This is a genomic window from Streptomyces sp. NPDC093071, assembly GCF_044754545.1.
GTDB lineage: Bacteria > Actinomycetota > Actinomycetes > Streptomycetales > Streptomycetaceae > Streptomyces.
In genome coordinates this window covers 125123-138215 of sequence record NZ_JBIVPH010000005.1, presented here as the reverse complement: position 1 = coordinate 138215, position 13093 = coordinate 125123, and the positions used below count along the sequence as shown (strand labels likewise).

Annotated in this window: 11 protein-coding genes and 1 tRNA gene; 5 read left to right on the top strand and 7 right to left on the bottom strand. The window is 71.7% G+C overall.

Annotation, left to right across the window (positions count from 1 at the left end):
* Positions 1 to 6: 6 nt before the first annotated feature.
* Together ACIQD7_RS21420 and ACIQD7_RS21415 are read right to left on the bottom strand one after the other, a co-directional pair.
* On the bottom strand, positions 7 to 1467 hold the full coding sequence (locus tag ACIQD7_RS21420; protein ID WP_121833422.1) for an aminopeptidase P family protein: 1461 nt from the start codon (positions 1465 to 1467) through the stop codon (positions 7 to 9).
* 146 nt (positions 1468 to 1613) lie between these two features.
* Positions 1614 to 3095: a PP2C family protein-serine/threonine phosphatase gene (locus ACIQD7_RS21415; protein WP_402443456.1), complete on the bottom strand. Its 1482-nt coding sequence runs from the start codon at positions 3093 to 3095 to the stop codon at positions 1614 to 1616.
* A 528-nt stretch (positions 3096 to 3623) separates the two neighbouring features.
* Here ACIQD7_RS21415 and ACIQD7_RS21410 point away from each other — a divergent pair.
* Together ACIQD7_RS21410 and ACIQD7_RS21405 are read left to right on the top strand one after the other, a co-directional pair.
* Positions 3624 to 4424 (top strand): bifunctional DNA primase/polymerase, encoded by an 801-nt coding sequence (locus ACIQD7_RS21410; protein ID WP_402443454.1) that lies wholly within the window; start codon positions 3624 to 3626, stop codon positions 4422 to 4424.
* Positions 4425 to 4635: 211 nt separating this feature from the next.
* On the top strand, positions 4636 to 5307 hold the full coding sequence (locus ACIQD7_RS21405; protein WP_402443452.1) for a hypothetical protein: 672 nt from the start codon (positions 4636 to 4638) through the stop codon (positions 5305 to 5307).
* Between the two features lie 219 nt (positions 5308 to 5526).
* On the opposite strand, the gene ACIQD7_RS21400 is transcribed toward ACIQD7_RS21405, so the two are convergent.
* The 3 genes from ACIQD7_RS21400 to ACIQD7_RS21390 all read right to left on the bottom strand — a co-directional run bounded on the left by ACIQD7_RS21400 (position 5527) and on the right by ACIQD7_RS21390 (position 8200).
* Positions 5527 to 6504, bottom strand: coding sequence for a DUF5926 family protein (locus tag ACIQD7_RS21400; protein WP_121833418.1), 978 nt, complete (start codon positions 6502 to 6504; stop codon positions 5527 to 5529).
* A gap of 162 nt (positions 6505 to 6666) precedes the next feature.
* Positions 6667 to 7269, bottom strand: a complete 603-nt coding sequence (locus tag ACIQD7_RS21395; RefSeq protein WP_121833417.1) for an ATP-binding protein — start codon at positions 7267 to 7269, stop codon at positions 6667 to 6669.
* A 109-nt stretch (positions 7270 to 7378) separates the two neighbouring features.
* Positions 7379 to 8200, bottom strand: a complete 822-nt coding sequence (locus ACIQD7_RS21390; RefSeq protein ID WP_121833416.1) for a glycerophosphodiester phosphodiesterase — start codon at positions 8198 to 8200, stop codon at positions 7379 to 7381.
* A gap of 385 nt (positions 8201 to 8585) precedes the next feature.
* On the opposite strand from ACIQD7_RS21390, the gene ACIQD7_RS21385 reads away from it, so the two are divergent.
* Both ACIQD7_RS21385 and ACIQD7_RS21380 read left to right on the top strand, forming a co-directional pair.
* The gene (locus ACIQD7_RS21385) at positions 8586 to 10070 is read left to right on the top strand and encodes a S1C family serine protease (RefSeq protein ID WP_402443449.1); all 1485 of its coding nucleotides are present in this window, start codon (positions 8586 to 8588) and stop codon (positions 10068 to 10070) included.
* Positions 10071 to 10307: 237 nt separating this feature from the next.
* Positions 10308 to 10392 (top strand) — tRNA-Ser (locus tag ACIQD7_RS21380).
* A 147-nt stretch (positions 10393 to 10539) separates the two neighbouring features.
* Here ACIQD7_RS21380 and ACIQD7_RS21375 read toward each other — a convergent pair.
* Entirely contained in the window at positions 10540 to 10731 is a 192-nt protein-coding gene (locus ACIQD7_RS21375; RefSeq protein WP_402443448.1) for a hypothetical protein, read from the bottom strand.
* Positions 10732 to 11306: 575 nt separating this feature from the next.
* On the opposite strand from ACIQD7_RS21375, the gene ACIQD7_RS21370 reads away from it, so the two are divergent.
* Positions 11307 to 12524, top strand: coding sequence for a multiprotein-bridging factor 1 family protein (locus tag ACIQD7_RS21370; RefSeq protein WP_402443446.1), 1218 nt, complete (start codon positions 11307 to 11309; stop codon positions 12522 to 12524).
* 128 nt (positions 12525 to 12652) lie between these two features.
* Here the strand turns inward: ACIQD7_RS21370 and ACIQD7_RS21365 are convergent, their stop codons facing one another.
* The gene (locus tag ACIQD7_RS21365; RefSeq protein ID WP_402443445.1) at positions 12653 to 13009 is read right to left on the bottom strand and encodes a GntR family transcriptional regulator; all 357 of its coding nucleotides are present in this window, start codon (positions 13007 to 13009) and stop codon (positions 12653 to 12655) included.
* Between the last annotated feature and the right edge of the window lie 84 nt (positions 13010 to 13093).

The window sequence follows — 13093 nt, the reverse complement described above, 5'->3', positions numbered from 1 at the left end:
CGGAGGTCAGCCCTTCAGCGAGGCCATCCACGCCTCGACCTCGTCGGAGCGGCGCGGCAGCGCGTCCGACAGGTTCCGGTTGCCGTCCTCGGTGACGAGGATGTCGTCCTCGATCCGGACGCCGATGCCCCGGTACTCCTCCGGCACGGTCAGGTCGTCGGCCTGGAAGTACAGACCCGGCTCGACGGTCAGGCACATGCCCGGCGCGAGGGTCGTGTCGACGTAGGCCTCGGTGCGGGCGGCGGCGCAGTCGTGGACGTCCATGCCGAGCATGTGACCGGTGCCGTGCAGGGTCCAGCGGCGCTGGAGGCCGAGCTCCAGGACGCGCTCGACCGGGCCCTCGACCAGGCCCCACTCGACGAGCTTCTCGGCGAGGACGCGCTGGGCGGCGTCGTGGAAGTCGCGGTAGGCGGCGCCGGGCTTCACCGCGGCGATGCCGGCCTCCTGCGCCTCGTACACGGCGTCGTAGATCTTGCGCTGGAGGTCGGTGTACCGGCCGTTGATCGGCAGGGTCCGGGTGATGTCGGCGGTGTAGAGCTCGTTCGTCTCCACGCCGGCGTCGAGCAGCAGCAGGTCGCCGGAGCGCACGTCGCCGTCGTTGCGAACCCAGTGCAGGGTGGTCGCGTGCGGGCCGGCGGCGCAGATGGAGCCGTAGCCGATGTCGTTGCCCTCGACGCGGGCGCGCAGGAAGAACGTGCCCTCGATGTAGCGCTCGCTGGTGGCCTCGGCCTTGTCGAGGACCTTGACGACGTCCTCGAAGCCGCGGGCGGTGGCGGCGCAGGCCTTCTCCAGCTCGGAGACCTCGAAGGAGTCCTTGATGAGGCGGGCCTCGGAGAGGTACACGCGCAGCTCTTCGTCGCGCTCGGCGGTGACCTTGTCGGTCAGCGCGGCCTCGATGCCGGCGTCGTGGCCGCGGACGGCGCGGACCGGGCCGGTGGCCTCCTTGAGCGCGGCGGCGAGCTCGCGCACGTCCTTCGCCGGGACGCCGAGGAGCTGCTCGGCCTCGGTGAGGGAGTGGCGGCGGCCGACCCACAGCTCGCCCTGGCCGTCGAGCCAGAACTCGCCGTTCTCGCGGTCGGAGCGCGGCAGCAGGTAGACCGTGGCCTCGTGGCCGTCCTCGGTCGGCTCCAGGACGAGGACGCCGTCCTGTGTCTGGTCGCCGGTGAGGTACGCGTACTCGGTGGAGGCGCGGAAGGCGTACTCGGTGTCGTTCGACCGGGTCTTCAGGTTCCCGGCGGGGATCACCAGGCGCTCGCCCGGGAAGCGGGCGGAGAGCGCGGCGCGGCGCTCGGCGGTGCGGTCGGCCTGGGCGATCGGCTCCAGACCGTGCAGCTCGGTGTCGGCCCAGCCGGACTTCATGTTCTCGGCCAGCTCGTCGGACACGCCCGGGTAAAGGCCGTTCTTGCGCTGCTTGATCGGCTGGTCTTCGGTCTCTTCCGGGGTCTCCGGGGTGAGCTCCTCGGCCACGGGTCTGCCTCCTCTGGTACGACACTGAACCCCCACCATCGTACGGTCGTACGGAAAGGGGCCCAGGGCCGGAAGGCCCATGACCGGAACGTCACGGTCCGCTTACCCGGCGGCCCCGGCACGCGGGCGCGTCCCCCTCGGGATCCTCACTCGAAGCGGGCCGCGAACAGCACCACGTCCTCGCCCTCCACGGCCGGGTCGAGGCCCTCGGGCAGCAGGGCCCGCAGGACGTGGTCGGCGACGGCGCCCGGGTCGGACCGGTCCGCCCCCGGCACGCTCGCGGCGGCCGCGTGGAGCCGGGCGAAGGCCCGGTCGGTGGTGTCGCCGGTACGGCGCAGCAACCCGTCCGTGTAGAGCAGCACCGTTTCTCCCGGCGCGGGGGACAGCTCCACGCTCGGCGCCTCCCAGCACGTCAACATGCCGAGCGGGGCCGACAGCGAGGTCTCGACGAACTCGGTGCGGTGGTCGCCGACGATCAGCGGCGGGGCATGTCCGGCCCCGGCGAGGACGATCCGGCGCTGCGCGGGCTCGGCGTACGCGAAGAGCGCGGTCGCGGAGCGGGCGGGCTCGGTGAGCCGCAGCAGCAGTTCGAGGTCGGAGAGGACGGCGACCGGGTCCTCGCCCTCCATCACCGCGTACGCCCGGAGGGAGGCGCGCAGCCGGCCCATGGCGGCGAGCGCGCTGGGGCCGGTCCCGGAGACGGAGCCGACGGCGAGCCCGAGGGCGCCCTCGGGCAGCGGCAGCGCGTCGTACCAGTCGCCGCCGCCCTGCGGGCCGGTCCGGTGGCGGACGGCGAGCCGGACGCCGGGGACGCGGGGGAGCCGGCTCGGGAGCAGCTCCTCGGCGACGGTGGCGACCCGGACGCGGGCGCGCTCGACCTGGAGGAGGCGGGCGAGGTGTTCGGTGGCGAAGCGGCCGTAGAGCCCGATGAGGTGGCGCCGTCGCTCGTCGGGTTCGGCGGGCTCGTCGTAGAGCCAGACGGCCGCGCCGAGCCGGCCGGCCTCCTCGGTGGCGAGGGGCAGGGCGTAGCTGGCGGCGTAGCCGAGACGGGCGGCGACCTCGCGGTGGCGCGGGTCGAGGCCCTCCTCGGTCCGTACGTCCCGGATGGCGATCGGATCGGGCACGCGCGCGGGGCGGCGGGCTCCGGTCGGGTCGGCTCCGGTCGGGTCGGTCTCCGGCAGTCCGTCGAGGAGGCGGCCGCAACTCCCCGAGCCGCGCGGGACGGTCTCGATGGTGCCGAGGTCAGCGTGGGCGAGGCCGAGGCCGATGGTGCTGGTGGGGCCGAGGCCGTCGGCGGGTTCGAGGACCGCCATGCCCCGGCGGGCGCCGACGAGGGCGGCTCCGGCGCCGAGCACCTCGCGGAGCGCCCCGTCGAGGGACGAGGTCTTGATCAGGCGCTCGGTGAGTTCGTGGAGGGTGGTGAGGTCGGAGACCCAGGAGGCGAGCCGGTCCTGGATCAGGACTCCGGGAGGGAGGGCCGCGTCGGAGGGGGACGCGGCCGGGGGGACCCCGGGGAGGGGCGCCGTAGTGTGCGGTGGCGCGGGAACCGTTGAATCGATTCCAGCCACTTTCGGCAGACGTGGGGCACTCATGTCGGTCGGCTTTCCGACCGGTGCGTTTGACGCCATAGCATCGCAAACCCCCATGTCATCCTGCGCCGCTCGATGTACCCACATGTACACGCACAAGAGGAGCGATGTCCAGCATTGTCCCCACGGGAAAAGTGGTGTCCGTGAGGTCGCGCGAGAGGGTTGAAGTAACCGGGAAGTTGGCCGAAAATTACCCCCGGTGTGCACCTTTTGCGGTCGACTGGCGTCGTTTGAAAGCGCGTCATTCCGAGCGTGCGGGGTACGTAAACGGTGACAGGCGGGGGCAGTTGAAGCTGCCCCGGAACGTGATGCGGGACCCCGGCGTCTTTCACGCCGCAGGCCGCGGCCCGCCACCGACTGGCGGGGAACGTGTTCTGAACCGCTCTGGCTCCGACCTGGCTCCACCTGGCTCCACCGGGTTGTACACGGTTCTTCCGGCCCGGCCGGCCCCGCCCCCACGCGGTACCGGCCCCCTGCCGGTCCGGTACGCGCTCTGATACGCACGGTGAATGAATCTGCACGTGGTGTGATGGGAATTCGGCGTTCAACGGAAAGGAACGAGCGCTCATGCGCGAGATCCTCGGAAGGCGACGCAAGCTCCGGTTCCGGCGCAAGGCGAGGACCGCACGGCTCGACGCGGCGGTCACCTTCGCCGTCGAATGGAACTGGCCCGTCGTGCCGGGAGCGGGCCTGAGAACGACCACCCGCACGGCCACGGGCCTCAGGGTGCTGTCCCGCACGGCCGCAGGCCTGAGGATGCTGCCCCGCACGGTCACGGGACCGGCGGGACCGGCCCGTACGGACGCGGGCCCGGGGGAGTCGGCCCGCACGGACGCGGGCCCCGCCTGCTCCTGTCCCGACCCCGACTGCGTGGTGCCCGGCGCGCACCCCTACGACCCTGGGCTGCTGGCGGCCACCACGGACGAGCGCATGGTCCGCTGGTGGTGGACCCGGCGCCCGGACGCCCCGGTGGTCCTCGCCACGGGCGGCGGCGCGCCCTGCGCGGTCAGCCTCCCCGCCGTGGCGGGCGCCCGGGCCCTCGCCGCGCTCGACGCCACGGGGATGCGCCTCGGCCCGGTGGTCGCCACCCCCACCCGGTGGTCGATCCTCGTCGCCCCGTACGACCTGGAACGGCTCGGCGATCTGCTGTACGCGAAGGACAGCGTGCCCAGTTCGCTGCGGTTCCACAGTGAGGGTGGCTATCTACTGCTGCCGCCCTCGATCGCGGGCTCCGGACAGGTCCGCTGGGAGCGGGCGCCCCTCGCCGGCTCGGCCCGGCCGTGGCTGCCGGACGTCGAGGCGGTGGTGGACGCCCTGGTGGAGGCGAGCACGAACATGCCGGGCGGCGGCAGCCGGCTGGCGTACTGACGGCGGACGGCGTGCGGTAGGCGGCGACCGGCGGACGGCGTGCGGCGACCGGTGGGCGACGGGCGGTAGGCGGCGGGCGTTCACCCGAACGGGTGTGTCCCGGGCCGACGTGTACGGGAAACGGGTGCGCGGCCGTCCGAGGCCCCGCCGCCCGCCGCTATGTTCGCCCCACCGTTCGTGATCTCCAGCCGAGCAGGAGCAGGTGGGCCCGATGACTCCGGTGAACCTCCGCGTGGTCGTACTCGGCGCCGCCGTCACGGCCGCCGTCCTGCTGCCGCTCGCCGCGACGGCGGGCCCGGCGGACCCGCCGGGCCGGGCGGGAGGTCTCGTACGGTCCGCCGAAGTCCACGGCGGGGGCGACGGGAAGGCCGGAGACGACGGGGAGACCGGGAGCTACGGAGAGGCCGAGGGCCCGTGGAAGGGCCTCGGCCCCGCACCCCGTACGCCGTCGGAATCGACCGCCCCCGCGACCCCCGCCGACCCTCCCGCTCCTCCCCCTCCTTCCGCCCCGCCGGCCCCCACGGCTCCCGAGCGGGTCACGCGCTGTGGGCCGGAACTCGCCTCTCCCGGAGGCGCGGAGGCGCAGACGTGTGTCTTGAACGAGGGGGCCGACGTCTGGGCACGTACGTACTACCGCAACGCCACGAGGCGGGAACTCGACGCGTTTCTGACCCTCATGGCCCCCGGCGGCCGGACCGTACAAGTGCGCTGCGGAGTTCCCGCGCAGGATGAACCGGGCACCTGCGAAACGCCCCGGGAGCGCGGCGCGGGCCCGGTCACGGCGTATACGGCGGTGGCGGAATTCGCCGGCGCGGGCGAGGGCGGCAGCACTCCGCTGCTGCTGCGGGCGGGCAGCAACACGGCGGACCGCGAAGGAAGTTGACGTCGGACGCCCCGGCCGGGCCGGAAGCGGACATGGAAAGGCCCGGTCGCTGGCGACGGGGGATGCACCAGCGACCGGGCTTCCAGAACGGTAACAAGAGATCTGCTGTTCGCAAATTCGATCTCGGTTATTCGGACAGGGATTTACCTGTCCGAAGACCGGGTTGTGGTGGAAGTCACCGACTGGTCGGTCTGTCAGTCACCGATACCACCTGGGGTATCAGCTGAGAGTGACCTGACGGTTCGTGAGGCCGCCGCGCGCACGCCGCTCCTCCGCCGTGAGCGGAGCGTCCGAGGCGAGCGCCCCGGTCAGCCGCTCGAAGAACTCGGCGGCCGGCTTCTCGCACTCCTCGGCGGTCATGGACGTCGGCAGGTCCCACACCGGCACCACGAGGCCGTGGGCGCGGAAGGAGCCGACGAGCCGGGTGTCCGGGCCGAGGGAGGTCGTACCGGCGGCCTGGAGCCGGGCGAGCGCGTCGAGGAGCTTCTCCTCCGGGTACGGCATGACCCAGCGCAGGTGGTTCTTGTCGGGGGTCTCGCACCAGTAGGCGGAGTCGACGCCCGTCAGCCGGACGGTCGGGATCGCGGCCGCGTTGGCCCGCTCCAGGGAGGCGGCGACCTCCGGGTCGGCGCCGTCCGCGGACTGCGGGATCCAGAACTCGAAGCCCGTGTGGACCTCGGGCGCGAACGCGGCGTCGGCGTCCAGCAGGTCCTGGAGGCGCGGGCCCTCGGCCGGCACGCGGCGCGCGGGGACGGGGGTGCCCGGCTCGGAGTCCAGGGCGCGCTGGAGGGTGTCGGCGAGGTCGCGGGCCAGGTCGCCGGAGGTGGAGTCGTTCTGCAGGGCGAGCAGGACGGAGCCGTCGTCGCGGCGGAGCGCCGGCCACGCCATCGGCAGCACGGTCGCGAGGGTCACGGACGGCACGCCCTCGGGCAGCCCGCCCTTCAGGGTGAGCGGCACGGTGGCGGCGGGCACCAGCTCGCGCAGCGCGACCCAGTCGCACTCGCCGGGCAGACCCTCGAAGGGGCGCTGGACGAGCTCGGTCACGGCGTGCGCGGCGGCCCGGCCGTGACACGCCTTGTAGCGGCGGCCCGAACCGCACGGGCACGGCTCGCGCGCGCCGACGACCGGGATCTCCCCGCTCGTGACCTGTGCCTGGCCGGCCTTGCCGGCCTTCGTCTGGGGGCGCTTCTTGGCCATGGTGTGGCTTTCTCCCGATCGCGGCGGTGCTTGTCTGCGGTGCTGTTTCGGGCGCGAGCCTAGCCGCCCCGACCGCCACCACCCCTCAGGCGGGCCGCGCCACGGGACCGACCCGGAGCGCGGGAGCGGGTCCCGGTGCGCGCCCGGGGGCCGGCCCCGGGATCAGTCCAAGTCCTCGTACGCGTCCAGGAAGTCGAAGCCCGCCCCGCCGCCGACGTGTGTCGCGAAGTCCTCGCGGCGGTGGCCCTCGGTGACGACCACCCAGACGGTGACCTCGCCGGTCGCGCTGTCGCGCACGCCCCAGTCCTGGGCCAGCGCGCTGATGATGTTCAGCCCGCGGCCGCCCCGTGCGGTGACCGAGGGCGTCGACGGGACGGGCCGCGTCGGGCCTCCGCCGTCGGTGACCTCGACCCGCAGGCCGCCCGCCGGGTCGACCCGCCAGGCCGCCCGCACGTCCCCGTCGCCACGATCCGCCCGCCCCAGCGGCCTGCCGTACCGGCAGGCATTGCTGAGCAGCTCGGAAAGGATCAGTACCGCGTCGTCGACGACCGATTCCGCGACCCCGCTGCGGTACAGCTCGTCCCGCATCCGGTGCCGCGCCTCACCCACGCCCGCAGGGCCATGGGGTACGGCCATGCTCGACGACGTGGGCACCTCCTGTGCCACCACCAACGCCACCCCCGAGACCTCCTTTGCCCCACGCCACGGTGTGAATGCCCCGATGACCTGGACCGGAAACCGGCCAATCGGCGTGGGATGAGGCACTCGTGACGATCGCGTACGGACGGAACGCGCCGGTGCACTCCCTGTAACCCGTGTTGCTCCCTTTGTCCCCTGTGACGGATGGGGCGGAAGTGAGGGAAAACGGAGGGGATCAGTCCCGGCCCAGCTGGGCCAGCACCTGCTTCGGGCGGTTGGTGATGATCGCGTCCACGCCAAGGCGCTCGCAGAGCTCGACGTCCTCCGGCTCGTCCACCGTCCAGACGTGGACCTGGTGCCCGGCCTTCTGGAGCCGCAGGATCACCGCGGGGTGGTGCCGGACGATCCGGATGGAGGGGCCCGCGATGCGCGCGCCCGCGGGGAGCCGTCCGTCGCGCAGCCGGGGCGAGACGAACTGGGCGAGCGAGACGGTGGGCAGCGTCGGCGCGGCGGCGGCGATCCGGTGCAGGGAGCGGGCCGAGAAGCTCATGACGCGTACGGGGGAGTCCTCGGGGGACGCGGGCGCGTGGAGGTCGAACCTCTTCAGGAGCTGGAGCAGCCGCTCCTCGACCTGGCCCGCCCAGCGCGTGGGGTGCTTGGTCTCGATCGCCAGCTCGACCCGGCGCCCGGTGTCGGAGACCAGCTCCAGGAGGCGTTCCAGGGTGAGGACGGAGGTGGAGCCGGGGGCCCGCCGGTCGGGGCTCTCCGCCGACTCGCCCCGGCCCTTCCAGGTGCCGAAGTCGAGCTCGGCGAGGGCGGCGAGTTCGAGGGTGGAGACGGCCCCGCGGCCGTTGGAGGTGCGGTCGACGCGCCGGTCGTGCACGCAGACCAGGTGCCCGTCGGCGGTGAGCCGGACGTCGCACTCCAGGGCGTCGGCGCCGTCCTCGATGGCCTTCACATAGGCGGCCAGGGTGTGTTCCGGTACGTCCTCGGACGCTCCGCGGTGGGCGACGACCTGGACGGGGGCGCGGTTCGGTTGCTGCCGTGCGTGAGTCACCGCGTCATGGTGCCATTGGCGGGGCGCGGCGAGCACACCGGGACTGTCCGTTCTGTCCTTTATAAAGGATGGAGTGCGAACGCACAGCTCCGCCTTACAGCGGCCTGACGTCCGGTGGGAAAAGCTGGTCGCAGCACCCTGGAGCCGGAGCGAACACAACCTCACGCGGTCGAGAACAGTCACACGCACGCGCGTGTGGTTCGAATGTCGGGTACCCGCAGGTACGCGCGACCGAACGCGGGCAGACGACCGGAGCGGCCCACGCCGTCCGCACGGTCGACGCCGTCCGTACGGTCACGCCGTCCGTACGGCCCGACCGGTCCACACGTCCGACCAGTCCATAGAAGTCAACGCCAGTCAACGCAGTGAACGAGGAGAGCGAGCTGTGAGCACCGAGAACGAGGGCAAGGCGGTTCCGGGGGATCCGGCTGCTCCGTCCGCCCCTCCGACGCCTCCCGTACCCCCGTCGGCCCCTCCGGCCCCGGCCCGGGCCCCCGAGCCGACCGCGGCGCACCCGGCGGATCCGGCGCACCCGGCGGACGCGAGCGGGCGGGAAGCCCCGGAGACCCGGGAAATCCCGACGGTCCAGCCGACCCACGCGGCTCCGGCCGCCCCCGAGACCCACGCGGCCCATGCGGCTCCCGAGGCCCAGGCCGCCCACGCGGCCGGCGGCTGGCCCCCGCCCCCGCCGACCGTCCCCTCCTGGGGCGCCCAGCACGCGCCCGTGCCCCCGGCTCCCGCCGCGCCGCGCCGGCGGACCGGCGGCCTCGTGGCGGCCGTCCTGGTGGCGGCGCTCGTCGCGGGCGGCATCGGCGGCGGCATCGGCTACTGGGCGGCCGAGCGGGGCGACGACGGCATCGGCTCGACCACCGTCTCCTCGGGCGACTCCCCGGCCTCCTTCAAGCGCGACCCGGGGACGGTCGCGGCGGTCGCGGCGAAGGCGCTGCCGAGCGTGGGCACCATCCAGGCGAAGTCGGGCGGCTCCCAGGGCGAGGGCGGCACGGGCACGGGCTTCGTGTACGACCAGGAGGGCCACATCGTCACCAACAACCACGTGGTGGCGTCGGCGGCGGACGGCGGCACGCTCTCCGTGACCTTCTCCGACGGCAAGTCGTACGACGCGGAGGTCGTCGGCCGGGCCGAGGGCTACGACGTGGCGGTACTGAAGCTCACGAACGCCCCGAAGGGCCTCAAGCCGCTTCCGCTGGGCGACTCCGACAAGGTGGCGGTCGGGGACTCGACGATCGCGATCGGAGCCCCCTTCGGCCTGTCGAACACGGTGACGACGGGCATCATCAGCGCCAAGAACCGCCCGGTCGCCTCGGGCGACGGCTCCGGCGGCAGCAACTCGTACATGAGCGCCCTGCAGACGGACGCCTCGATCAACCCGGGCAACTCCGGCGGCCCGCTGCTCGACGCGAGCGGCGCGGTGATCGGCATCAACTCGGCCATCCAGTCCACCAGCGGCGGCTTCGGCCAGTCCCAGGCGGGCTCGATCGGCCTCGGCTTCGCGATCCCGGTCAACCAGGCGAAGAACGTCGCCCAGCAGCTGATCAAGTCGGGCAAGCCGGTCTACCCGGTGATCGGCGCGACCGTGAACATGAACGACAAGGGCGAGGGCGCCGAGATCGCCGCGCGGGGCACCGGCGGCACCCCCTCGGTCACCCCGAACGGCCCCGCGGCGAAGGCGGGCCTGAAGCCGGGCGACGTGATCACCGGCTTCGGCGGCCACCAGATCGACAGCGGCCCCACCCTGATCAGCGAGATCTGGACCCACAAGCCGGGCGACTCGGTGGAGATCACCTACGAGCGCGACGGCAAGTCCGCCACGACCACCGTCGTCCTGGGCGAGCGCACCGGCGACAGCTGACGCGCACGCGCGCGTGGACGGGTGATGCGTGACGGGAGATGTGCGACGGGTGCGGCCCGGGGCTTCGTGGCCCCGGGCCGCACCCGTACGTCCCCGCTCTACCGCCGCCCGTACGGGTGGCGGTCGTCGTGCCCGGTCCCGACGCCCACGCCTCCTCCGACGCCAACCCACCCGCCGCCGCCCACCCCCTCCAGCCGGTACGCTGTAGCCGCTCCGGCCAAGCGGGTCCGGGGCGGAGGTGGGTTGCCCGAGCGGCCTAAGGGAACGGTCTTGAAAACCGTCGTGGCGCGAGTCACCGTGGGTTCAAATCCCACACCCACCGCAGCATGCCGAAGGCCTCTGACCAGATAAATCGGTCAGAGGCCTTCGCGCTGTGCGTTGTCCGTGGCTGCCCTTCGTTCCCCGGTGCTTCCCGCACGATCGGGCACGGGAGGGGCACGGCGTCTTCTGATCCGTAGCTCTAGCCGGATCAGTCAGCCATGGCCTTCCGGGCCCCACGCTTTACCCAGTCGCGCCCGTAGCGCACCGCACCCGAGAAGAGCCCCCCGGCCAGGAGACTGCGGGTGATTACGTCATCCTCGATGACCAGAAAGACCAGCAGCGGCACCAGGATCAAGAGGTGCCAATGCGGGTGGTTCCGCCAATCGTTCTTGTCTGCCATCCCACCTCCCAGCGGCACCTTAGCGTGCACCTTCGCCATAGCAGCCACCTCAACTCCCATCCCGTCTGCCGTCGACCCACACACCGTGGAGCAGGCGCGGTGCCGGGCGTCCAGGTGGAGCGCGCCACTGTACGAACGACCTGGACGCCCGGCGCCGTGTCTGCTCGGCTCTGCCTGGGTCGACGGCAGACGGGATGGGAGTCTCCACCGCCACACCCCACCGGCCGGCACCCGCTCACGGAGCCCCCGCCCATCCTGGTGCTTGTTGCGCCCCCGCCGGAGGCATCGTCTTGAGCCGCACTTGCGCAGTACCTCAGCCGCATCATGGTTCGTCACCCATCAACCCGAGCTGTCAGGCGAGCGGCCCGGCGCCCGGGCCGCCGCTGGCGAAGACAGAGCGGCGGCCCGGGCGCCGGGCCGCTCGCGCCGCGCCGTGCGCGGCGGGTGCCTTGATGAGGTAGAGAAATCTGTAACTCGTCCCGCCCTCATGGCGGTTCGATCGGGCTCTGTCACTTTTCCTGACAGTCGTGCTTCCCGGTGGTGGGTACCTTCGGAGTATCGAAGGGAGGCCCATCATGGGGGCGGAGCTGAGTACGGGGCAGCGAGTAGCGAGGGCAAGGCGTCGGGCCGGATGGGATCAAGCCCGGTTGGCTGCTGCGGTCAATCGCTCCGTGAGTTGGGTCTCGAAGATCGAAACTGGACGGCTTCCGCTCGACCGGATGAGTGTGCTTGGGCAGCTCGCGGAAGTCTTGGGCGTCGAGGTCATCGAGCTGACGGGGCAGCCCTACCGGCACGAGACGTCGGATCTCGACTCGGGGCATGCCGCCATCCCTGGGCTTCGTCTCGCTCTCCAGCAGGCGACGATGCCTGGTGGTGCCGCACTCATCACCATGACCGACATACCCACCCTGGCGGACCTGACTGCGAGGGTCGAAGCAGCCGAACAGCTCAGGCAGGATGCCCGGTTCACTGCGCTTGGTGATGTCCTGCCGCAGATCCTCCGTGAGCTGGTCGTCCTCTGCGACATTGCGCAGGGCGAGGACGTGCTGAAGGCGGAAGCCTTGATGCTCAGGTCAAGCCACATGGCTCGGGTGTCTTCCAACCTGCTCGGCCACCATGATCTCGGGTGGAGTGCCGTTCAGCGGGAACTCGTAGCTGCCGAGCGTGCCGAATCGCCGGTCCTTCAAGCGGCGGCTCGTTGGGACTTGTGCGGGGTCTGGCTTCATGAGGGGGAACTCGCTGCGGCTAAGGACATGGCGCGCCGTGCCCTGGATGACCTCGAACCGCATATGGCGGAGGGGGATGCTTCGGTGCGCTCCCTCTGGGGAGCCATGCACCTACGTGCTGCCGTGGCGTGGTCGCGCCTCTGGGACCGCGCAGAAGCAGAGTCGCACCTTGCCGCAGCTCGCAACGTGGCAGGCGAGCTTCCCATGGGTGGCAACGTGTTCCAGACGCAGTTCAACGCAGTGAATACCGAGATCCACGCCGTCGAGGTGAGCCTCGAACTGGGGCATCCGCGAGACGTGTCCTCGCGAGCGGAGCTTGTGGATGTGATGGGCATCGCGTCCGGCGAGCGGCAGTCCCACTTCTGGGTGTGCACAGCGGCGGGGCACATGATGAACGGAAAGGCTGCGCCGGCGGCCGACGCGATCCTTCGAGCGGATTCCGTTGCCCCGCAGCACGTTCGTAACCGGCCGATCGCTCGCAACCTCGTCGACGACCTGCGGTCTACGGGAAAGCACGAACGTACCGAAGAGGTCCGACGTCTGGCGGGACACATGAAGCTGGGTTGATCACGACGTCTATCGGGGGAGTACTGCCGTGAAGGTTGCCGAGAGAGCGCGGTTATTAGCGGAGCTGCACGAGATCCGGAGGAAGCTGGCGGAGGCTGCTCAACGGGTTGATCGCCTGTCTGCCACCGTTACGGCAAGTCGCCAACACGACCTTCAAGCCGGTCGAGCCGCGAGTTGATGAGCTCCAGGGCAGCTTTGATCTCTGCGAGTTCACTGGCCATGGTCGAACCCTGGTCGACCTCGACGGACGGCGGATCACTGGCGACGAATGTTCCGCGCCCCTGCTGGCTCACGATCAAGCCCTCGTCTCGGAGGATGTCCAGCGCGTGCCGAACGGTCATGGCTGCCACGCCGTACCGCTCGGCCAGCTTGGCATTCCCCTCCAGTCGCTGGCCGGCCTTCAACCTGCCGTGCGCGATCTGGTTGCGGAGGTCGTCGGCTACCTGCGCGTAGGCGCTGCGAGGGTCATCTGGGCTCACGGTCACGGATTCAAGTTACCTAAGTGACCTAAAGAAGTCTGCCCTGAGGGATTGCGTTCTTCGACACCTTCACTAATCTAGGTAACACAA

Excerpts from the sequence above, each read along its gene's own strand:
- ACIQD7_RS21415 (WP_402443456.1), bottom strand. The coding sequence starts at position 3,095 with ATGGCGTCAAACGCACCGGTCGGAAAGCCGACCGACATGAGTGCCCCA.
- ACIQD7_RS21410 (WP_402443454.1), top strand. The coding sequence starts at position 3,624 with ATGCGCGAGATCCTCGGAAGGCGACGCAAGCTCCGGTTCCGGCGCAAG.
- ACIQD7_RS21405 (WP_402443452.1), top strand. The coding sequence starts at position 4,636 with ATGACTCCGGTGAACCTCCGCGTGGTCGTACTCGGCGCCGCCGTCACG.
- ACIQD7_RS21400 (WP_121833418.1), bottom strand. The coding sequence starts at position 6,504 with ATGGCCAAGAAGCGCCCCCAGACGAAGGCCGGCAAGGCCGGCCAGGCA.
- ACIQD7_RS21375 (WP_402443448.1), bottom strand. The coding sequence starts at position 10,731 with ATGGCAGACAAGAACGATTGGCGGAACCACCCGCATTGGCACCTCTTG.
- ACIQD7_RS21370 (WP_402443446.1), top strand. The coding sequence starts at position 11,307 with ATGGGGGCGGAGCTGAGTACGGGGCAGCGAGTAGCGAGGGCAAGGCGT.